22 protein-coding genes, 1 tRNA gene and 1 pseudogene are annotated in these 19,680 nt (G+C 64.2%); 8 read left to right on the top strand and 16 right to left on the bottom strand.

Annotated features, from left to right (window positions below; all coding sequences use genetic code 11):
* Window positions 1–12: 12 nt before the first annotated feature.
* The 8 genes from BKG76_RS21785 to pheS form a co-directional block, all read right to left on the bottom strand.
* Complete coding sequence (locus tag BKG76_RS21785) at window positions 13–501, bottom strand: arginine repressor (RefSeq protein WP_070940055.1); 489 nt, start codon at window positions 499–501, stop codon at window positions 13–15.
* A gap of 55 nt (window positions 502–556) precedes the next feature.
* On the bottom strand, window positions 557–1,495 hold the full coding sequence (gene argF, locus BKG76_RS21780) for an ornithine carbamoyltransferase (protein WP_070939766.1): 939 nt from the start codon (window positions 1,493–1,495) through the stop codon (window positions 557–559).
* Window positions 1,492–2,697, bottom strand: a complete 1,206-nt coding sequence (locus BKG76_RS21775; protein ID WP_070939765.1) for an acetylornithine transaminase — start codon at window positions 2,695–2,697, stop codon at window positions 1,492–1,494. Before BKG76_RS21775 ends, argF begins: the two co-directional genes overlap by 4 nt.
* Window positions 2,690–3,562, bottom strand: coding sequence for an acetylglutamate kinase (argB, locus tag BKG76_RS21770; RefSeq protein WP_070939764.1), 873 nt, complete (start codon window positions 3,560–3,562; stop codon window positions 2,690–2,692). Before argB ends, BKG76_RS21775 begins: the two co-directional genes overlap by 8 nt.
* Window positions 3,559–4,773, bottom strand: a complete 1,215-nt coding sequence (argJ, locus tag BKG76_RS21765; protein ID WP_070939763.1) for a bifunctional glutamate N-acetyltransferase/amino-acid acetyltransferase ArgJ — start codon at window positions 4,771–4,773, stop codon at window positions 3,559–3,561. Before argJ ends, argB begins: the two co-directional genes overlap by 4 nt.
* Complete coding sequence (argC, locus tag BKG76_RS21760; RefSeq protein ID WP_070939762.1) at window positions 4,770–5,813, bottom strand: N-acetyl-gamma-glutamyl-phosphate reductase; 1,044 nt, start codon at window positions 5,811–5,813, stop codon at window positions 4,770–4,772. The genes argJ and argC overlap by 4 nt, the downstream gene beginning before the upstream one ends.
* 265 nt (window positions 5,814–6,078) lie before the next feature.
* Window positions 6,079–8,553 (bottom strand): phenylalanine--tRNA ligase subunit beta, encoded by a 2,475-nt coding sequence (gene pheT / locus BKG76_RS21755; protein WP_070939761.1) that lies wholly within the window; start codon window positions 8,551–8,553, stop codon window positions 6,079–6,081.
* Window positions 8,553–9,608 (bottom strand): phenylalanine--tRNA ligase subunit alpha, encoded by a 1,056-nt coding sequence (pheS, locus tag BKG76_RS21750; protein ID WP_109420945.1) that lies wholly within the window; start codon window positions 9,606–9,608, stop codon window positions 8,553–8,555. Before pheS ends, pheT begins: the two co-directional genes overlap by 1 nt.
* An 83-nt stretch (window positions 9,609–9,691) precedes the next feature.
* Here pheS and BKG76_RS25565 point away from each other — a divergent pair.
* From BKG76_RS25565 to BKG76_RS21735, 4 genes and pseudogenes are all read left to right on the top strand, one after another.
* Window positions 9,692–9,916, top strand: a pseudogene (locus BKG76_RS25565) (DUF6653 family protein); the annotation flags it as partial.
* Window positions 9,917–9,919: 3 nt separating this feature from the next.
* On the top strand, window positions 9,920–10,105 hold the full coding sequence (locus BKG76_RS25220; protein ID WP_207543799.1) for a hypothetical protein: 186 nt from the start codon (window positions 9,920–9,922) through the stop codon (window positions 10,103–10,105).
* A 49-nt stretch (window positions 10,106–10,154) separates the two neighbouring features.
* On the top strand, window positions 10,155–11,636 hold the full coding sequence (locus BKG76_RS21740; RefSeq protein ID WP_070939759.1) for an Ada metal-binding domain-containing protein: 1,482 nt from the start codon (window positions 10,155–10,157) through the stop codon (window positions 11,634–11,636).
* Window positions 11,633–12,136 (top strand): methylated-DNA--[protein]-cysteine S-methyltransferase, encoded by a 504-nt coding sequence (locus tag BKG76_RS21735; protein WP_070939758.1) that lies wholly within the window; start codon window positions 11,633–11,635, stop codon window positions 12,134–12,136. The genes BKG76_RS21740 and BKG76_RS21735 overlap by 4 nt, the downstream gene beginning before the upstream one ends.
* Here the strand turns inward: BKG76_RS21735 and BKG76_RS21730 are convergent.
* The 3 genes from BKG76_RS21730 to BKG76_RS21720 all read right to left on the bottom strand — a co-directional run bounded on the left by BKG76_RS21730 (window position 12,093) and on the right by BKG76_RS21720 (window position 14,237).
* A complete protein-coding gene (locus tag BKG76_RS21730; protein ID WP_070940053.1) occupies window positions 12,093–12,827 on the bottom strand; it encodes a rhomboid-like protein in 735 nt (244 codons plus the stop codon). The genes BKG76_RS21735 and BKG76_RS21730 overlap by 44 nt on opposite strands.
* Window positions 12,828–12,881: 54 nt before the next feature.
* Complete coding sequence (locus tag BKG76_RS21725; RefSeq protein ID WP_070939757.1) at window positions 12,882–13,892, bottom strand: adenylate/guanylate cyclase domain-containing protein; 1,011 nt, start codon at window positions 13,890–13,892, stop codon at window positions 12,882–12,884.
* Window positions 13,893–13,967: 75 nt separating this feature from the next.
* The gene (locus BKG76_RS21720) at window positions 13,968–14,237 is read right to left on the bottom strand and encodes a hypothetical protein (protein ID WP_070939756.1); all 270 of its coding nucleotides are present in this window, start codon (window positions 14,235–14,237) and stop codon (window positions 13,968–13,970) included.
* 883 nt (window positions 14,238–15,120) lie between these two features.
* Between BKG76_RS21720 and BKG76_RS21715 the strand changes: the two genes are divergently transcribed.
* From BKG76_RS21715 to BKG76_RS21700, 4 genes are all read left to right on the top strand, one after another.
* Window positions 15,121–15,723 carry an MspA family porin gene (locus BKG76_RS21715; protein ID WP_083338200.1) on the top strand — a complete coding sequence of 201 codons (603 nt, stop codon included), beginning with the start codon at window positions 15,121–15,123 and terminating at the stop codon, window positions 15,721–15,723.
* Between the two features lie 13 nt (window positions 15,724–15,736).
* On the top strand, window positions 15,737–16,291 hold the full coding sequence (locus BKG76_RS21710) for a hypothetical protein (RefSeq protein WP_070939754.1): 555 nt from the start codon (window positions 15,737–15,739) through the stop codon (window positions 16,289–16,291).
* 101 nt (window positions 16,292–16,392) lie between these two features.
* Window positions 16,393–16,698, top strand: coding sequence for a WXG100-like domain-containing protein (locus BKG76_RS21705; protein ID WP_070939753.1), 306 nt, complete (start codon window positions 16,393–16,395; stop codon window positions 16,696–16,698).
* A 9-nt stretch (window positions 16,699–16,707) separates the two neighbouring features.
* The gene (locus BKG76_RS21700; RefSeq protein WP_070939752.1) at window positions 16,708–17,010 is read left to right on the top strand and encodes a WXG100 family type VII secretion target; all 303 of its coding nucleotides are present in this window, start codon (window positions 16,708–16,710) and stop codon (window positions 17,008–17,010) included.
* Window positions 17,011–17,062: 52 nt separating this feature from the next.
* Here the strand turns inward: BKG76_RS21700 and BKG76_RS21695 are convergent.
* The 5 genes from BKG76_RS21695 to rpmI all read right to left on the bottom strand — a co-directional run bounded on the left by BKG76_RS21695 (window position 17,063) and on the right by rpmI (window position 19,659).
* Window positions 17,063–17,133: transfer RNA gene (locus BKG76_RS21695), tRNA-Cys, on the bottom strand.
* A 69-nt stretch (window positions 17,134–17,202) separates the two neighbouring features.
* Window positions 17,203–18,159 (bottom strand): oxidoreductase, encoded by a 957-nt coding sequence (locus BKG76_RS21690; RefSeq protein WP_070939751.1) that lies wholly within the window; start codon window positions 18,157–18,159, stop codon window positions 17,203–17,205.
* A 66-nt stretch (window positions 18,160–18,225) separates the two neighbouring features.
* The gene (locus tag BKG76_RS21685) at window positions 18,226–18,978 is read right to left on the bottom strand and encodes a TrmH family RNA methyltransferase (protein ID WP_070940052.1); all 753 of its coding nucleotides are present in this window, start codon (window positions 18,976–18,978) and stop codon (window positions 18,226–18,228) included.
* A gap of 44 nt (window positions 18,979–19,022) precedes the next feature.
* Entirely contained in the window at window positions 19,023–19,412 is a 390-nt protein-coding gene (gene rplT / locus BKG76_RS21680) for a 50S ribosomal protein L20 (RefSeq protein ID WP_005058700.1), read from the bottom strand.
* 52 nt (window positions 19,413–19,464) lie between these two features.
* Window positions 19,465–19,659 (bottom strand): 50S ribosomal protein L35, encoded by a 195-nt coding sequence (gene rpmI / locus BKG76_RS21675; protein WP_070939750.1) that lies wholly within the window; start codon window positions 19,657–19,659, stop codon window positions 19,465–19,467.
* Window positions 19,660–19,680 lie beyond the last annotated feature (21 nt).

The following is a 19,680-nucleotide window of genomic DNA, read 5'->3' as shown; positions in this document are numbered from 1 at the left end:
GTCATCTCTCTCTTAAGCAAGCTGTTCGAACTGTGCGGCGAGCTGGGCTCCGGTCATGGGTTCGCGGGCGATCACCGCAATGGTGTCATCCCCCGCGATGGTCCCGACAACGTCGGGTAACGCGGCGCGATCGATCGCGCTGGCGAGATAGTGAGCGGCACCGGGCGGTGTACGCAGCACCGCGAGATTACCGCTGGCGTCGGTGGATACCAGCAGCTCCCCCAGCAACCGGGATAGCCGGTCGGTGCCGCCGGACACCCCACGAACGGGACTGCCGTCCTCGGGTACCACGTACACCCCCACTCCGCCGTCGGCGGCGCGGAGTTTGACGGCCCCGAGCTCGTCGAGATCCCGGGACAAGGTGGCCTGGGTGGTCTCGATGCCCTCGGCGGCCAACAGTGCGGCCAATTCGCCCTGGCTGCGCACCGATTGAGTGGACAGCAGCGCCACGATCCGGGCCTGCCGGCCGGCCCGGGTATCGGCCGCGTGCGCGGCCGTCATCGTCTGTGCCCTTGGCTCTTCGCGCAGACTGGGGGTACCGCCCACTCGAGGCGGATCATCGCTGCTCCAACAGCCACGCCAGCAGTGCCTTCTGGGCGTGCAACCGGTTCTCGGCCTCGTCCCAGACGGCGCTGCGCGGCCCGTCGATCACCTCATCGGTGATCTCCTCACCGCGATGAGCGGGAAGGCAGTGTAGGACAATGGCTTCGGAATCTGCCAGGCCAAGTAGCTCGTGGTTTACCTGGAACGGCCGGAACGGCCGGACCCTGTCGAGCCCGTCATTCTCCTGCCCCATCGACGTCCAGGCATCGGTGACAAGGACGTCGGCGCCGGCCGCGGCGGCCCGCGGGTCGGCCGTCACGGTCACCGAAGCTCCCGTGTTCGCGGCGATCTTCTCGGCGGCCGTCACGTACTTAACGTGCGGCGCAAACCCATTGGGTGCTGCGATCGTCACGTGGATACCGGCGGTAACACCGCCGACCATCAACGAATGCGCCATGTTGTTCGCACCGTCCCCGAGATACGTCAGACGCAGACCGGCCAGCGAGCCCTTGCGTTCGGCGAGCGTCTGCAGATCGGCGAGCACCTGGCACGGGTGAAAGTCGTCGGACAGGGCATTGACAATAGGGACGGAGGCACCGCTTGCCATGGCGGTCAGGCGTTCCTGCGCGTAGGTCCGCCACACAATGGCTTCGACGTACCGGGACAGCACCTGTCCGGTGTCCTCAAGCGTCTCTTCGCGACCGAGTTGAGTCGTCCGGCTGTCGACGACCACCGCGTGACCGCCCAGCTGCGCGATACCCATCTCGAAGGAGAACCGGGTTCGAGTGGAATTCTTCTCGAAAATGACGGCGACGCCACGCGGGCCCTCCAGCGGACGCCGCGAGAACGGCGCCTTCTTGAGTTCAGCTGCCAGCGCGAGGACTTCGGCCTGCTCCGCGGGTGAGAGATCGTCGTCTCGTAAAAAATGGCGAAGTGACTTCGGCTGAATCATGCCTGCTCCTGTTCTGCAGCGGTGTCGAGGATTGCCGGCAATGCGGCGATGAACTCCCCGATCTGTTCGTCGGTGATGATCAGCGGAGGCGCCAGCCGCAGCACGTCGGGCGCGGCGGCGTTGACTAGGAACCCGGCCTCGCGTGCGGCCGACTCGGCAGCCTTGGCTCGTTGCTCGTTCAAGACGATGCCCAGGAGCAATCCCGCACCGCGCACACGGTCGACCAAGGGATGGTTGAGCTCTTCGATGGAGTGACTCAACGACTTCCCCGCAGCGGCAGCATGGTCGATGAGGTTCTCTTCGTCGAGCACCCGAAGCACCGCCAGTGCTGCTGCGGCACAGACCGGATTGCCTCCGAACGTGCTGCCGTGCATACCAGGGGTCAGCAAGTCGGCGGCGGCTCCGGTCGCGATGCAGGCTCCGATGGGTAGCCCACCGCCGAGGCCCTTGGCCAAGGTGACGACATCGGGGGTGATACCGACCTGTTGGTGTGCGAAAAACGTACCCGTGCGGCCGATTCCGGTTTGCACCTCGTCGAGCACCAGTAGCGCACCGTGGCGGGCGGTGATCTCACGTACGCCGGCGAGGTAGCCCTCCGGCGGGACAACCACTCCACCCTCGCCCATGATCGGTTCCAGGAAGACCGCGGCAGTATCACCATCCACGACGGCCGCAATGGCAGACAGGTCTCCGTACGGCACATGGACCACTCCCGCGGGTAGCGGCTCAAATGGCGCTTGCTTTGTCGGCTGGCCGGTGAGCGCGAGCGATCCCATCGTGCGGCCGTGGAACGCGCCCTCGGCCGCTACGACTTTGGTCCGTCCGGTAAGCCGAGTCAGCTTGAATGCGGCCTCGTTGGCTTCGGTGCCGGAGTTGCAGAGAAAGACCTTGCCGGGAACGCCCAGCCGCGCGATGAGCGCCTCGGAGAGTTCGATGCCGGGCCCTGTCGCGTACAGATTCGACGTGTGCCCCAGCGTGGAGAGCTGCTGTGTGACGGCATCGATGACCGCTTGGTTACGGTGACCCAACACATTGACGGCGATACCGCCCAATAGATCCAGATACCGCTTGCCGTCGGCATCGGTGACGACGGCACCGTCGCCTTCGGTAAGGACGACAGGTGGTGTGCCGTAGTTGTTCATCATGACGTGTTCCCAGCGCTGCTGAGTCTGGCTGGTGCTGCTGATACTCGCTCTATTCATGGCTGCTCCTGACGATCGTTCCGACACCCTCGTCCGTGAATAGCTCGACCAAGACACAGTGTTCGACGCGCCCGTCGATGATGTGGGCACTGGGCACTCCGCCGTCCACCGCACGGAGACACGCTTCGACCTTGGGAATCATGCCCGATTCCAGGCTGGGAAGGAGCGCGCGCAGATCTTCGGCCGCGATCTCCGTGACCAACGATTCCCGATCGGGCCAGTCGGTGTACAGACCCTCGATATCGGTCAGCATCAGAAGCCGTTCGGCGCCAAGGGCTTCGGCGAGCGCACCGGCAGCGGTGTCGGCATTGAGGTTGTGCACCACGCCGTCCGCATCGGGGGCGAGGGTGGATACCACCGGGATGCGCCCGGCATCGATCAGATCGAGGATCGCTTCCGGATTCACTTGTGCCACATCGCCCACCAGACCGATATCGGTCTCGATGCCATCGACCGTCGCGGTCCGCCGAACGGCGGTGAAGAGTTGCGCGTCCTCTCCCGTGATTCCCACGGCGTACGGTCCGTGTCCGTTGATCAACCCGACCAGTTCGCGGCCCACTTGGCCGAACAGCACCATGCGTGCGATATCGAGCACTTCCGGGGTGGTGACCCGAAAGCCGCCCTTGAATTCGCCGGACACGCCAAGCTTTTTCAGCATCGAGGTGATCTGCGGGCCGCCTCCGTGCACGACGACAGGATGGATACCGCAGTTACGCAGGAACACCATGTCTTCGGCAAAAGCGTTCTTGAGGTCATCGTCGGTCATGGCGTTGCCGCCGTATTTGATCACGACGATGGTGCCGTGCAGCTTCTTGAGCCACGGCAGAGCCTCTGCCAGTACGCGCGCTTTCTTCGGGGCCTTCATGAGCTGTACGCCGAATTCTCTTCGACGTAGGCATGCGATAGATCGGTGGTCCGGATGGTCGCCGTGTGATCCCCGGCGCCGAGGTCGATGAGTACCTCGACATCCGGTCCGGACAAATCGATATCGCGAGCGCCCGGCTGTCCGGTGCAATTGGCGCACACCAGGTTTCCGTTGAACGACACCGTAACTCGATCCGGATCGAGATCTATCGGCGCCATACCCACCGCGGCCAGCACCCGGCCCCAGTTGGGGTCGGAACCGAACAGTGCTGTTTTCACCAGACTGTCCCGAGCGACGGTCCGCGCGGCGGCAACCGCGTCGTCCTCGCTGGCGGCGCCGGCGACGGTGATCAGAACCCGTTTGGTGACGCCTTCGGCATCGGCCTGCAACTGGGCGGCGAGATCGTCGCACACCTGCGCTACCGCCTCGGCGAATTCCGCTGGGTCGGGGGTAATCTCGCTGGCCCCTGAGGCCAACAGAAGCACCGTGTCGTTGGTGGAACAGCTGCCGTCGACATCGAGCCGGTCGAAGGTACGTGCGGTAGCGGCCCGCAGCGCCGAATCCAGCTGCTCGGCCGATACCGCGGCATCGGTCGTGATGACCACCAGCATGGTGGCCAGAGACGGAGCGAGCATGCCCGCGCCCTTGCCCATGGCGCCTACCGTCCAACCTGCTTTATGGTGCAGTGCAACCTCTTTGGGCACGGTATCGGTGGTCATGATGGCATGCGCGGCGTCGGTTCCGCCTCCGAGTCCCCCGGCCAGTTCGTGCACGATCTCCTGCACTCCGGTCAGCACCTTGTCCATGGGCAACCGGTCGCCGATCAATCCGGTGGAGCACACCGCAACCTCGATGGCGCCGGTCTCGGTCCCCCAGTCGCTGAGGGTCTTGGCGACCTCCTCCGCGGTGGCGTGGCTGTCCTGAAATCCTTGCGGGCCGGTGCAGGCGTTGGCGCCACCGGAGTTGAGGATGACCGCACGCAGGCGGCCCGTGGTGAGCACTTGCTGAGACCACAGCACCGGAGCAGCCTTCACCTTGTTTCGGGTAAAGACCCCTGCCGCGGCGTAATCGGGCCCCTCGTTGAACACCAGCGCAAGGTCCGGCCTTCCGGAAACCTTGATACCGGCGCTGATTCCGGCGGCCTTGAAACCTGCGGGCGCGGTCACACCCTGCGTGCGCACGAGAGGTGAGGTCACGGATTCAGTGGTCACGGTGCTACTCCCACGATAGAAAGGCCGTCGGCCTCGGGCCAGCCGAGCGCAAGGTTCATGGACTGGACGGCAGCTCCGGCGGTGCCCTTGACCAAGTTGTCGATCGCCGCAATGGCTACCAGCACGCCGGCATCGGGATCGACGGCGAGGCCGATGTGTGCCGCGTTACTCCCCGATACCGCCTTCGTGGTCGGCAGGTGCCCTTCGGGCAGCACGTGGATGAACTCTTCGGTGCGATAGGCCTCTTCGTACGCATCGCGGATCTCAGCCAGGGTGGCCGTGGTCGGTGCGGTGCAGGTGGCGAGAATGCCACGAGGCATCGGGACGAGCACGGGAGTGAAGGACACGCTCACCGGCTTGCCAGACGGATGCTTGAGCCCCTGAGCGATTTCGGGGGTATGCCGGTGAGCCCCAGCGACGTTGTAGGCCCGCGCGGACCCCATCACCTCGGAGGCGAGCAGGTCGGCCTTGGCGGCGCGTCCCGCGCCCGTGGTGCCACTCACCGCCACAACGGTGACCGACGGCTCCACAAGACCCGCCGCCACCGCGGGCGACAACGCGAGCAGCGCCGCCGTCGGGTAGCACCCGGGCACTGCCACGCGCCTTGCGGCATGCAGAGCAGCGCGTCCGCCCGGAAGTTCGGGCAGTCCGTATGGCCAACTTCCCGCATGTTTTGACCCGTAGTACCGCTCCCATGCCGTGGCATCGGTCAGCCGGAAGTCTGCACCACAGTCGATGATGAGGGTCTGCGGTCCCAATTCGTCGGCGATCTTTGCCGAGGATCCATGGGGTAACGCGAGGAACACCACGTCATGACCCCGCAACAACTTGGGATCGGTGGGCTGTAATTTGTGGTCAGCCAGTGGCGTGAGGTTCGGGTGATGCTCGATGAGGTTACTTCCGGCGTTGGAACCGGCGGTAAGTACTCCAATGCGCAGGCGACCTGCGGCATATGCCGGATGCGACAGCAGCAAGCGCAAGATCTCCCCGCCTGCGTATCCGCTGGCACCGGCGACCGCGACCGAGAACCCAGTAGTCATGGAATCAATTCTGAATCATTATGCAGAAGAGCGCAAATATATTCGCAATATGTTTTGTCGGCCCGGACTCAACCTCAACTTGAGCTAAACGGTGTAATGCCCGGTGCCCACAGTTACGGTGAGGTAGCTGGCGAATAGCGCCGGCAGTTGATAACGAGCGAGAACGAGTACGAGAAGGGAGCCTTCCATGTCGGATCGTGCCGATCGTCAGCGTCAGGAGCAGCACCGCGAGCAGGCTGACCAGCGTCGAGGACAGTAAGACCTGCTAGGCGCGTTGGGTAGCCCCGACGCGCTCGGCCGCAGAAGCCACCGCTGCCATCCGGGCGGCGGTGGCTTCGTCTTCGGTGAGGGTTCGATCCGCTGCCCGGAAGCGCAACCGGAAGTTCAACGACTTATTACCCTCGCCAACTTGAGGTCCGGTATAGACCTCCACAAGCCGGACATCCTCGATCAACTCCCCCGCCCCGTCACGCAGGGCGTTGGTGACGGCATCGGCCGGGACCGTGTCGGTGACCACCAGTGAGACATCCTGATGAACCGCCGGGAAGGGCGAAATCCTTGGCGCCGGCAGTGGATTGGTGGCAGGAAGCGCATCGAGGTTCAGCTCCAACGCACAGGTGCGCTTGGGTAACCCGAGGCGTTCGATGACGGCGGGATGCAGCTCACCGGCATGGCCGATGACCTGATCGTCGACCACAATCTGCGCGCAACGCCCCGGATGCCAAGGCAATTCCTCGCCGGCGCGCAGTGTCAGATCGACGTATGCGGCACGTCCGATGATCCGGGCAGCCTCCAAGGCATCGGTGACATCGGCGGCGCGCCCACGTCCCCAGGGGCCACTCGGCTCGCGAGCCCCGGTCAACACGAGCGCGACATGGACCGGCTGTGCCGGTAGCGATTCGAGCAGCGCATTGAGTTGGGCTTCGGAGGGCCGATCGCTCACATCGAGTAGTGGGATCGCCCGGGTGGCCTCCGTTGGCCGGACCACCTGGCCGATGGTGAAGAGGGCGACGTCGGTGGTTCCGCGGGAGATATTGCGGGACAACGCTTCCAGCACGCCGGGAAGCAGGGTACTGGCCAACTCTGGGCGATCAGACTCCAGCGGGTTGAGCACCTTTGTGGTCCGGCGACGTGGATCGTCGACATCAAGGCCCCACGTGTCGAATACACCGGCCGGCAGGAATGGCATTGGCAGGATCTCGGTGTAACCGCTAAGCGCCAATGACTTCCCCACCGCGCGCCGACGGCGTTGCCTGGGGGTGAGACCGCCGCCCTGCGGCGCCGCGGGCAGTACCGAGGGGATGTCACCCAAACCTTCGAGTCGGAGCACTTCTTCGACCAGGTCGGCGCCCTCGGTGATGTCCGGGCGCCAGCTCGGCGGCGCCACGCGGAGTTTGTCACCCTCGACGACAACCTCGGCACCGATCTGACGGAGCCGGCGTTCCACCACGCCGTCGGCGTAGTCGATTCCGGCGATCCGTGCCGGCAGATCGGCCGCCATGATGATCTCTGGCCGAATTTCGCTGTCTGCGGTCCAGTCGGTGAGCTCGGCGGGTGTGGTCCCGCCAGCGATGTCACGCAAGAGGGAAGCGCAACGATCAAGTGCGGCAACGGATATCGCGGGGTCTACGGAGCGCTCATAGCGACGCCCCGCCTCGCTGTGCAGGTGTAGTCGGCGTTGCGTGCGCAACACCGCGGCCGGGTCCCATACCGCGGCTTCCAGCAGCACATCGGTGGAGTCGTCGCGCATCTCGGTGCTGCCAGCGCCCATCACACCACCGATGGCGGTGACGGCCGCATCGTCGGCGATCAGGACATCGCCGGGCTCCAGCTTGCGCTCCAGGTCGTCCAGCGTGACCACTGTCTCGCCCGGCGTTGCGAACCGTACCCGGAAATCGCCACTGATACGCGCTTTGTCATGCGCGTGCATGGGATGCCCGATCTCCAGCATCACGTAGTTGGTGGCGTCCACCGCCGGCGAGATCGCACGGATTCCGCACAGCATCAAGCGCCGCTGCAGCCACCATGGCGAGACAGCGGCCGGATCAATGCCGATCACCGGACGCAGCCCGAAGCGCTTGACTCCGGTGCCGGTGTCGATATGCACGGGCAGTGACGGCCCGTCTACTGGGAGAGGCTGCACCGCAGCGGGATCGACGAAGTTCAGGTCGTAGGCGCAGGCCAGATCGCGAGCCAGCCCACGGACGGACAGGCAGTACCCGCGATCCGGGGTGATGGACAGATCGAAGACCGCGTCGTCCAGCCCGACAACATCGGCGGCATCGCCGCCGGGTGCCGCGGTACCCGGCGGCAGCACCAAGATGCCCGACGATTCAGCGCCGAGGCCCAATTCTGCGGTCGAGCAGATCATCCCGTCGGAGTTGTGCCCGTATGTCTTTCGCTTCGCGATGGTGAAGTCGCCGGGCAGGGTGACACCCGGCAGCGCTACCACCACCAGATCACCGACGGCAAAATTGGATGCGCCACAGACGATTTCACGAGCCTCTGCCTCGCCGATATCGACCAGGCAGAAGCGGATCGGCTTCTTGAACTCGGTGAGTTCGGTGATCTGAGCGACCCGGCCCACCACGAGCGGTCCGCTCACCGGGCCCGGAACCATCACCTCTTCGACCTCGTGGCCGATGCGGATCAGGGTTTCTTCGATATCGGCGGGGGTGGCAGAGAACTCCGGTGCGCCGACGCGCAGAACCTCGATCAGCCAGCTGTAGGGAACACGCATCAGACACTCACTCCGAATGGAAGGCTGAAGCGCACATCGCCCTCGATCATGTCGCGCATATCCGGAAGCCCATTACGGAACTGCAGAGTGCGCTCCAATCCCATGCCGAACGCGAAACCGCTGTGCTCGTCAGGGTCAATGCCGCTGGCCCGCAGAACATTTGGATTCACCATGCCGCAACCACCCCATTCGACCCAACCCGCGCCGCCCTTCTTGTTCTCGAACCAGACATCGACCTCGGCAGACGGCTCGGTGAAGGGGAAGAAGTGTGGACGCATCCGGGTGTGTGCCTGAGCCCCGAACATCGCCCGGGCAAAGGCGTCGAGCGTGCCCTTGAGATTGGCCAGGGTCAGCCCGCGGTCCACGGCGAGGCCTTCGACCTGATGGAAGGCCGGCAGGTGGGTCGCATCGATCTCGTCGGTGCGGAAGGCGCGCCCCAGGGAGATCACGTAGACGGGCAGTTCGCGTGCCAGCAGGGTCCGGACCTGAACCGGCGACGTGTGCGTGCGCAGCACCTGCCGAGAGTCTTCAGGAGCGATATAGAAGGTGTCCTGTGTGCTGCGTGCCGGGTGGTCCGGCAGAAAGTTCAGAGCATCGAAGTTGAAATGCTCGGTTTCGACCTCGGGGCCGTCAGCCACCTCCCACCCCATGGCGATGAAGGTGTCGGCGATGTGTTCGGACAGAATCGTGATGGGGTGACGCCCACCGAGGGGCTGCCGGGTCGAGGGCAGCGTTACGTCGACGCGTTCCGCGACGAGTACCGCCGCATCGCGTTCGGCACGCAAGGCTTCCAGCCGGTCGTCATATGCCTGTTGCGCCTGCGTGCGAACGGTGTTGACGACTTTTCCGGCCTCGGCTCGTTGATCCTTGGGCAGTGAGCCCAGGGCCTGTCGAGCCTGCGCCAGTGGGGACTTCTCCCCCAGATGGTCGATCTTCGCCTGCGCCAGGTCGTCCAGGCTGGCGGCCGCGTCGAATGCAGCACGAGCAGCGTCAACGGCAGCGGTCAAAGGTTCCGTTGAAGACTCCACCGAAGGATTCTGGGTGTGATCGGCCACGGAAGCCGATCATAGGGTAAAGCGGGCTAACCACTTCCCGTCGTGTCGGACCAGCGCCGCAGCACGCGCCTAGTCTCGAACATGTGAAGGGCGCCGCAGCACGCCGCTGGATCTTCGAAAGGCACTGCCACCCGGTGAGCGCATGGTCACGTTGGGCGACGATACCGCTATTGCTCGTCCCGGTCTGGACCAGACGATGGCGTTCGGCAATCCCCCTCGGTGTCTGGCTGGCGATCAATCCCATCATGACGCCGCCGCCCAGTGACGACAGCTCGTTCGCGACCCGGGCCATTCGCGGTGAGGAGATTTGGATGACCAGACCCACGTCGGATCCCGCGATCACCGCGTTGAGCCTGCTCGGCAGCGCGGCACTTACCGCCTCGTGGCGGCGTTCGTGGGTCGGGGCGGTGGCGGGAACCGTGATCTCGATGGCCATCACACTGCTGGCCTGGGGCCGGTACGCCCGAATCTGGGAGGCCATCGAAGCCGGACGATAGTGTCCGATTTCCGCTAGCACTGCCGCAACGGCAGGGGCATGCTCAACACATGGAACTTGACGTGGAGGCCTGCTACCGAGCGGTCCAGTCCCGCGACACACGATTCGACGGACAGTTTTTCACTGCGGTGCGCACCACCGGGATCTACTGCCGGCCGTCCTGCCCGGCCCTCACGCCGAAACCTCAGAACGTTTCCTTCCACCCCACCGCGGCATCCGCGCAGGCCGCGGGATATCGGGCGTGCCGGCGGTGTCTGCCCGACGCGGCACCCGGCTCTCCGCTGTGGAATATCAAGTCCGATTTGGCCGTCCGCGCGATGCGCCTCATCGGCGACGGTGTCGTCGAGCGCGAGGGCGTGGACGGATTGTCACGCGCCCTCGGGTATTCCAGTCGCCAGCTCAATAGGGTGCTGCTAGCCGAGCTCGGCGCGAGCCCACTTGCCCTGGCACGGGCCAATCGAGCCACCACTGCACGTCTGCTCATCCAGCGTACTGACCTTCCCATGTCCGATATCGCCTTTGCGGCAGGGTTTTCCAGCATCCGGCAATTCAACGACACAGTCGCCGCGGTCTTTGCGACGACTCCATCGAAGTTGCGTACCGAACTCCCCCGCAGAGGCAGCATTGCGACGGCGCCAATCCCTGGCGCCGTCAGCCTGAAACTCCCTCTGCGACAACCTCATAACGTTGCATGGTCAACCTGGCTCCTTGAGCATCACTGTGCGCGTGGTGTGGAGGACTTTTCCGACGGGCGCTATACCCGGGCATTGCGGATGCCGCACGGGCCAGTCATCGTGACCTTGACGGTCGCCGCCGACCAAGTGCGGGCCGACCTGCAGCTCACAGACATGCGCGACTTGGCCCCCGCCGTCGCACGTCTGCGTCATCTCCTTGATCTGGACGCCGACCCTGCGGCTGTCGACGACGCCTTGCTCTCTCACCCCGCGCTGGCCCCTCTCGTGGCCGAGGCCCCTGGGATCAGGGTTCCCGGCACCATCGACGGGGCAGAACTTTTGTTGCGCACCATGATCGGTCAACAGATCTCGGTTGCTGCGGCCAATACCGCGACGGCATCCCTTGTGGCCGCCCTCGGCGAGGAAATAACCGATGCGACGGGGCGGGTGACCCACCTGTTTCCGACCGCCGAATCTGTTGCCGCGTCAGGCGGAGAAGTGGTGGCCGGCCCCGCAGCGCGGATCGCGGCAATCGTCGGGGCCGCCGACAGACTTGCGACCGGAAAGCTGGAGCTGCATCACGGTATGACCGCCACCGATCTACGTCGACAGCTACTGGACATCAAGGGAATTGGACCCTGGACCGCAGACTACGTGGTGATGCGCCAACTGGCGGATCCCGACGTCCTTCTTGAGCATGACCTGGTGTTGCGGCGTGGCGCGGCCGCCGAAGGTATCGACCTCGCGGCCGCCCGGGCCAGCTCACCGTGGCGGTCCTATGTCTCCATGCACCTGTGGCGCAAGGGAATCGCCGCACAACCCCGGCAGCACACTCGAAAATCGAAGGAAATCTCGTGACCGATCATGCGACTCTCACCACCCCGGTGGGGCCATTCACCGCCATCGTCGACGCCGACGGCGCCGTTCTCGCGTCGGGATGGACCGACTCGCCCGAACTGCTACGGGCGTTGATTCACCCGTCATTGCGGCCGTTGACACTGACACGCAAGCGTGATCTCGGGAAAGTCACCGAGGCGGTCACTGACTATCACGCGGGCGATCTGACCAGCATCGATTCGATACCGGTCGCCCAACACTCCGGAGAGTTCATCCTGCACGCCTGGGATGTGCTGAGGACGGTGGCTCCGCAAGCTCCCATCACCTACAGCGAGTTCGCCATCCGCGCGGGACGGCCCGCCGCCATCCGCGCGGCCGCCAGTGCCTGCGCGCGCAATGCGGCGGCGCTGTTCGTTCCGTGTCACCGGGTCTTTCGGATCGGAGGTGCGCTGGGCGGCTTTCGCTACGGCCTCCCGATCAAGCAATGGCTACTTGACCATGAGGCCGCCGGCGTTCGCTGACCCAATGAGTGATCAGGACTGCCGCGGCGCCGGCGGGCAGCGCGACGATAAGAGTCTGGCCATCTTCGGAGAACAACATCAGGGCAAAAAGACCGCCAAAAGCCAGGAGTGACAGCCGAAGGGGCGACCAACGCGGCGTATGACGGGGTGCCAGGTGGCCGCCCACCATGCCCAGGAATAACGCCGTCAGGTGGCCAACCTCGGTGAAGGTTTGGTTGCACACGATGGAGACAACTCCAATGGTGACCCATCCCCATATCCAGGACACGCGCCACCGCGGCGAGATCGAGTAGGTAAGCGCCCCGAGGACGGCCGCGGTGCCATAGCTCATGCCGACATCGCTGGCGCGGGCAATGGATACGGGGGCCCAATGGAGCCAGATGGCCAATGCGAGCCCTGTACTGACGATGAGCGTCGCCCCGATGTGTCCCAAGACAAATGTCAGCGCCAATCGTCCGCTGCGCCATTGCAGTTCCGCAAGCGCAAGGATGCTCACGAGGCCAGGGAGCCACAAGTAGATCGGACCGGCGTCCGTCACGAACGCGCTGCCAATGAGAGTGCCCAGGTGTCCCTGGTGGAGATTGTGCAGGTTGGTGCTCGTATGGGCGATGACCCTGTCTTGCATCCGCGGGCCCTCCGCCACCAATACGGTGGCGACCACGACCAGAGCCGCCGCATAACCGATCGTCACGCGCAGCCGGACTAGCGCGGCCCACACTCTCCGCATGACCCATGATCGCACCGTCTAGATGCGACCGTCATCTCCCGAGGCTGGCAGTTCTCTGCGAGTTTCGAGCAGGTACATCTTCATATTCTCCGGAACCCCGGCAGGCCGGCTGGAGAATAGGGGCCGTCGCACCGGGGTGGGCGTCAGACCCATATGGTCGAGAAAGACCAGCGGCACCTTCGCCAGCGCGGGTTGTGAGATAGCCAGTCCCCCCTTCGTGGCACTCTCCATGACGCGGGCCGCGATGTTCACATCGACACCGAGCCAATCCGACCCGATCCGTTGCGGCATGCCGGTGTGGATACCAATCCGCAACACCGGCGTGTATCCCTGGATCTCAACGTTTTTCAACGCCTCGCGGGCTGGAATGACGGCGCGCAGTGCGGTTACCGGGTCATCGAAGACCGCCATGATGCCATCGCCCATGCGCTTGACGACTTGTCCCCCAGCACTGAGCATCGGTGGCTCGGAGACGGACGCCACCCGGCGCAGCAGCTTCAGGGTTGCCTCATCACCGGCCTCAAGTGCCCATCCGGAGAAGCCGACAAGGTCGGTGAAGACCAGGGTGACTTCACGATTGGCCGGCTGCTTGCTGACCTTCTCGGTGAAGGCCTGCCAAATCTGCAATGCGCCGAAGCCGAATTCACGGACCGCGGTATCTCTGTCGGTGACCAACCGGTCAGCGGCGCGCGCCACTGCGCTCGCTCCACCAAAACCACTGGTGGACAACGGGTCACCGAAGTAGGGGTCGCCCGGTAGGGACCGTCGCGCACGGCGCACTGCGGCCACGACGGCAGGGTCGCGATCCATCTTGCGAAACCAGCTACCGGCGGTACGTGACGCGCGTCCGATGTGGCGGGCGGCAGGCTCTATTGGCTCGATGTCGTCCTCGGTCTTCGCGGCGGCGTCTGGCTCCAGGGCGGGGTCATGCCGCGCAGCTCCACGGGTGCGGCCTCGCCTGCGCTTACGGATCCCAGTGTCGTACTCACCGTCCGGTTCGGCATCGAGGCCTGACGGCTCGACATCCACGGGGTCAGCCTATGTGCTGGTGTGTGTGGCGGCAATCTTGTCGTTGCCAGTGTCGCCAGGTACGCGCGCGGCGCGTTATCTCCTGCTCATCGCCCATTGCCGCTGGTAGCGGCAGCGTGGAGCTTCGGACACGTTTGGCAAACGGTTGTCATCACCAGCGACGTGTCCGTTGAGAGCGCTGGTGATCACCCGCAACGTGCGTGATAGGCGCCACACATAAGGGTCGACGATGACATCCGACACCGTCGGCCCGGATTCGCTGACGTGGAAGTACTTCGCGAATCCGCGGACCGCGTCTGCGACGACGAGTGGGAGATCAACCGCGCGACGCTCGATATCTTCCACATCCAGATTCCGAGGCTGCGATACGACTTAATCCCTTTAATCCCCCCACCTTCTTTGGCGCCCGATGTGGGCGCCCGCAGGGCGTACCAGAACTGGATCGCCGCCGCGTTTTCGCTCCGCCTGTACGCGAGAAGGCGGGGATGCGCTGGAGCCCGGGTGCGCAGTGTCCTTCGGTTGTTCGGGAAGGCGGTGCAGCTGGTGTGCGGACGGCCGTCAGCTTTTGCACGACCGCTCAGCCCCAAAGACCACCGCCACGCCCAGCCGGACGCGGGCTTCCGACGCTTTACCTACCGCCGTCGGTTCCGACAATCTCGCTCCCCCGGATGGTCGAGTTATTCAACTCCGTCGTCTCGCTGATTGGCCCGATATGGGCGAATCAAGGCGGTCGCGACGTCCCGTAACACCTGTTTACGCAGCTTTTACAGGCCTTTACTATGGCGTAGGCCACATTTTTGAAAGGAGCATTTCTGTCGTCTGACAGACGAAATCAGTCATTCGGGCTATGGGTTTACTCCGCGGTGGGCGGTTCGACACACTCCGTTCATCAGGCGATCCGCCCAGCATAAGAACATATTTGGACAGCCTGACCTTTGTTAATTAGCTACGTCTAGCAACGCGGCATCAACTCACACTGAACGAAACCCGAAAGTGAGCTTCCGGGTCCCAGTCGCCAAATTCTGTGAAAAACCTGTGAAAACTGATCTGCGGCGACGATTGCGTCGGCGTATCTTTCCGTCAGCTCACATAACGGACTCATCACACCGACACGTAATCGACGACGCTGCATAGCTCCCAAAACTTCAGGTTTAGGTCCACCACTCTTCACATCCGCAAGGGGAAACGAGGCATCCACATGGCAGTACGTAAGCGCGTCGGCGCCGTCATGGCGCTGGTCACTGCGATCTGCACTCTGGCAACGGCACCGGCGAACGCCGATCCCGTCACGATGGCACCTCAGACATATACGAAGGTAACTCGAGACGGCTGGACTCTGGTGATCCGGATCGACCACGAGACCATCAACTCGGTGCCCAACCTGGCCGAGGCCTCCAACTCACGCGAGGCGTTCGTGACCTTCGACGCGACAGCGATCGCCACCGGCGGAGCGGCTCCGATCACCGACAGTCTTTTCATCGCGGGCTACCAGCTGGGCTGCCAGACGGACGTCTCCAGCGGTCTGCAGATCGGTGGTACCGGTGGTCTTGCGGGGTCGGTGGGTTACAGCGGTGGAGCGAGCGTCGGAGGTTCCGGTGGTCTCGCCGGTTTCGTGCAGACCATCCTGCAGCCCGGTGTGATCACGGACCTGCCGTTGGCCAATATGGCGCTCAGTGATAGCGGAAAGGCCATGTTGGACGTGGACAATCTGCACATCAAGGCGGATGCTTGCGGTGGCGATGTCACCATCCGCTCGTATGTCTACCTGCGAATCTCGACCGCTTCAGCGCATACTGAGTTCGCCATCTACGGCGACCCGATGAAGATTTAAGGAGGAGATCCCTATGCCGAAGAGAAAGATCGCCGCCACTGCGGCCGGTGTGGCCGGAGCTCTCGCTTTGGCAGGATTCGCCGCTCCCACGGCAGCCGCCGACCCGCCGGGTATTCCGTTTGTGCCCGGCGTGCCTGCGCCACTGCCAGCCACTCCGGGTAGCTACACGTACATCTACAACAACTTCCCGGCGGTGGCGCCGGCCACGGTCGACGCCCGCGGGGTCAAGATCGCGGCCAACGCCGACCCGGCGGCAGGTGCCGCCGGTCTGCCGGGCAGCAAGTTGGGTAACAGTGCCCATCTGGCCAACGTGCTGACTTCGTCGAGTACCCGATATGGCATCCAGGGCGGCCCCACTCCGGCTGCGCCAGCCAGCACCACTGGCGTGCAGTTCGGTGCGGGCAACGAGAATCCCGCACTGGAGGATGCGCACGGTCAGGCGCCGCAGAGCATCGCCGCGATCGAGGCGACCGCTCCGACGGTGATGCCCGGCGCGCCCACACCTCCAGTGCTGGAATCGCCGGACGGTCAGCCACCGAAGCCTGCCGAGGCGCCGGCCGGCGGCTAGGACTGATTTAAGAAAACGGGATCACCCCACAGGGGTGATCCCGTTTTCTTGTACGCCCAATCGATCGCTGATAGCTTCAGGCCAAGAACAAGGGGGCGGGGATGAATCCTGGATTAAACGTAAATCCTGAAGAGCTCAAGAAACTGGCCGAGCACCTGAACGGCACAGTGACAGAGTTCAATGCAACTGCTGGTCATCTGACTCAGCTCGCCGGAGAGCTTCCGCGGTTACTGCAAGGCAAGGCTGGTGACGCGGCGCGAGCTGCCATGGGCGAATTCGTGACGGCGCTATCCGAGTTAGGTGCCGAGGAACAACGCATCGCAGAGAAGGTCAGCGATTTTGCGAAGACCTTCGCTTCCGGCGAAAGCCTGAGGGCCACCGCAATTACTCAAACGCGGAATGGTTAGGGACCTCTCATGACAGAGCTGGTGTACGACTTCGCACAAATAAGCGCGCTGGTTGCTGACTGGCAAGCCTCGATAGTCAAACTGGAGCAGTTGCTCGACGAGCAGAAGGCCGAAATAGCCAAACTTGCGGCGAATTGGACCGGCGAGACAGGCGACGCATTCCGTGAAGAACAAAAGGCTTGGCAGATGAAGGCGGATGCTTTTGTGGCGGCCGCGACGAAACTCGGGTCAGCTCTTGCCGCAGCCGCTGACGCGATGGCGAAAACCGAGGCCGGGGTGGCGAATAACCCGGAGTTGGGCGGGGCCAAGTGACTCCTGGGCCCCGCCGATAACCCACGGCTTCGAACCGACGACGACGAAATAGAGCGAGTGACGGGACTCGAACCCGTGTGAACGGCTTTGCAGGCCGGTGCCTAGCCTCTCAGCCACACCCGCGTCGAGCACCGATGATGCCGAACTACGGTGCGCGACACGAGTGTTGGACTCAGGGTGATCTCAGGATGCCTAGCCGGTGAGGCGCGAGTAATCCGCTCCGGTGAGTTCCACCGACTTCTCCCACAGCTGTGCCGCCAGCTTGGGGTCACGCGCTTCGTTGTTTCGGGGCGCACGTGCCACCGGTCCGCGGGCCCCGGTCAGCTGCGTGGGGCCGAGGTAGTCGTCGGCTTGAACATCGGGCATCGATGCCGCGTACAGCTCGGCCTCGGCGCCCTGACGCTCGTCCTGGAGCACCAGGCCCATGCCGAAGTAGAAGGCCTTATGCAGCCCGGGGATCTTCGGGATCATGGAGTCGAACAGGTTGGTGGCGGCCACCCCGGGGTGCACGTTCACTGACAGCAGCGAGGATCCGGCGGCAGCAGACTTGCGAGCCAGTTCCGAGCCGAACAGCATGCATGCCAGCTTCGAGGCGCGATACGCGGTCATCCGGTTGTACCGACGCTGAGTGAAGTTCAGGTCATCGACCTTCAGGTTGTTGCGTCCCTGTGCGTGCGCGACGCTACCCAGCGAGATCACTCGTGGTGCGTTGGCGGCCAGCAGTGAAGGCAGCAGCGCGTCGGTCAACACGAAGTGACCGAGGTGGTTCACGCCGATCTGCATCTCAAACCCTTCGGCGGTGCGCTGCAACGGGATCGCCATGACCCCCGCGTTGTTCAGCAGCACGTCGATGGTGGGCGCCTGGGTACGAATGGCGTCCGCGGCGGACCGCACCGAGGCAAGGCTGGTGAGGTCCAGCTCGACGAGCGCATGGTCGGCGTTCGGGCCCAGTGCGCGCACCTTGTCCAGCGCCGCGCGGCCCGTCTGCTGGTTGCGGCAGGCGAGCACCACGCGGGCGCCGGCCCGCGCAAGTGCCTCCGCGGCGACTAGACCGAGGCCGTTGTTCGCACCGGTGATGACGTGCGTCTTGCCGGTCTGGTCGGGAACGTCCGACTCGCGAAAATGCCTGATCTGCAGAGGTGCGGGCATGAGGTTCCTCAATCCGTGGAAGTTACTAGTACTCGTTGTTACGGTTTCGTCGGATAGTACTGGAGGCTATTGACGGCGATGCATCCGCGCCGTGGCGTACAGGCAAATCGAGGCAGCGCTGGCCAGGTTCAGGCTCTCCGCTCCCCCGCGCATCGGGATGCTGATCCGATGTGTCGCCAGCGCAGCGGTCGCATCGTCGAGTCCGTGCGCCTCGTTTCCGAAGATCCAGGCGCAGGGTCCGGCAAGGATCGAGTCTGCCTCGTCGAGTGAGCGGTCACCGTCGAGTGTGGTGGCCAGTACTGCTGCACCCAGCGCTGAGAGGTCACCGACGATCGCCGCGACATCCCCCTCGGATACCACCGGAATGTTGAAAATGCTTCCCGCCGAGGCGCGCAGGCTTTTGCCGTTGAACGGGTCGACGCTGTTGCCGGCCAGTACGACGGCATCGGCACCCATCGCATCGGCAACCCGAATGAGGGTGCCCGCGTTACCTGGTTCCGAAATATCAACGGCAACAACGACAAATCGAGGCGAGTCGGCGACTATTTGGGCCCAGGTGGCCGCGATGGAACGGCATTGGGCCACCAGGCCGACCGGAGTGACGGTGTCCGACAAGGCTTTCGCGGCCCGTTCGGTCACCAGGCGCACGGGGGCATCGGCCAACAGATCGGCGAATCGTTCCAGTGCGGCCTCGGTCGCGAAGATGTGTTCGACCGCCCGGGATCGCAGGGCGGCCTCGACCAGATTGGGGCCTTCGGCGAGAAAAAGACCGGCCCGCCGACGGGCGGCGGGCCGGTGCAGTTTGACCGCGTCGATCACGGTTTGTGATCGCTCAGTCAGTGCCATTGAGCCAGGCGGAACGCTCAGGCGGCTTCCCCGGCCGGAGCATTGACGTCCTCAGGCAGTGCAGCTTTGGCGACCTCAACCAGCGCGGTGAACGCAGCGGCATCGCTGACGGCCAGCTCGGCAAGGTTCTTGCGGTCAACCTCGACGCCCGCGATCTTCAGGCCCTGGATGAAGCGGTTGTAGGTGATGTCGTTGGCGCGAGCTGCGGCGTTGATACGCGCGATCCACAGCTTGCGGAACTCACCCTTGCGGGCGCGACGGTCCCGGTAGGCGTAGGTGAGCGAGTGGAGCTGCTGCTCCTTGGCCTTGCGGTACAGGCGCGACCGCTGGCCGCGGTAGCCCTTGGAGGCCTTCAGGATTGTCCGGCGCTTCTTCTGGGCGTTGACGGCCCTTTTCACGCGTGCCATAAAATTCGTTCCTTCTAGTGATGCAGTGTTGGGGTGGTCGTGGTGTCGGCTGCTAGCCGGCCAGCATTTTCTTGACGCGCTTGGCGTCGTTCTCCGCTACCACGACGCGGCCGTCGAGGCGGCGGGTGCGGCTGGTGGGCTTGTGCTCCAGCAGGTGGCGACGGTTCGCCTTCTGGCGCACGATCTTTCCGCTGCCGGTTGTGCGGAAGCGCTTCGACGCACCGCTGTGGGTCTTGGCCTTAGGCATCTTGGTGTTCCCTGTCCTTCG

Source organism: Mycobacteroides franklinii, assembly GCF_001853795.1.
GTDB classification, from domain to species: Bacteria; Actinomycetota; Actinomycetes; order Mycobacteriales; family Mycobacteriaceae; genus Mycobacterium; species Mycobacterium franklinii.
The sequence above is the reverse complement of the archived record's forward strand: the minus strand, read 5'-3'. Positions and strand labels throughout refer to the sequence as shown.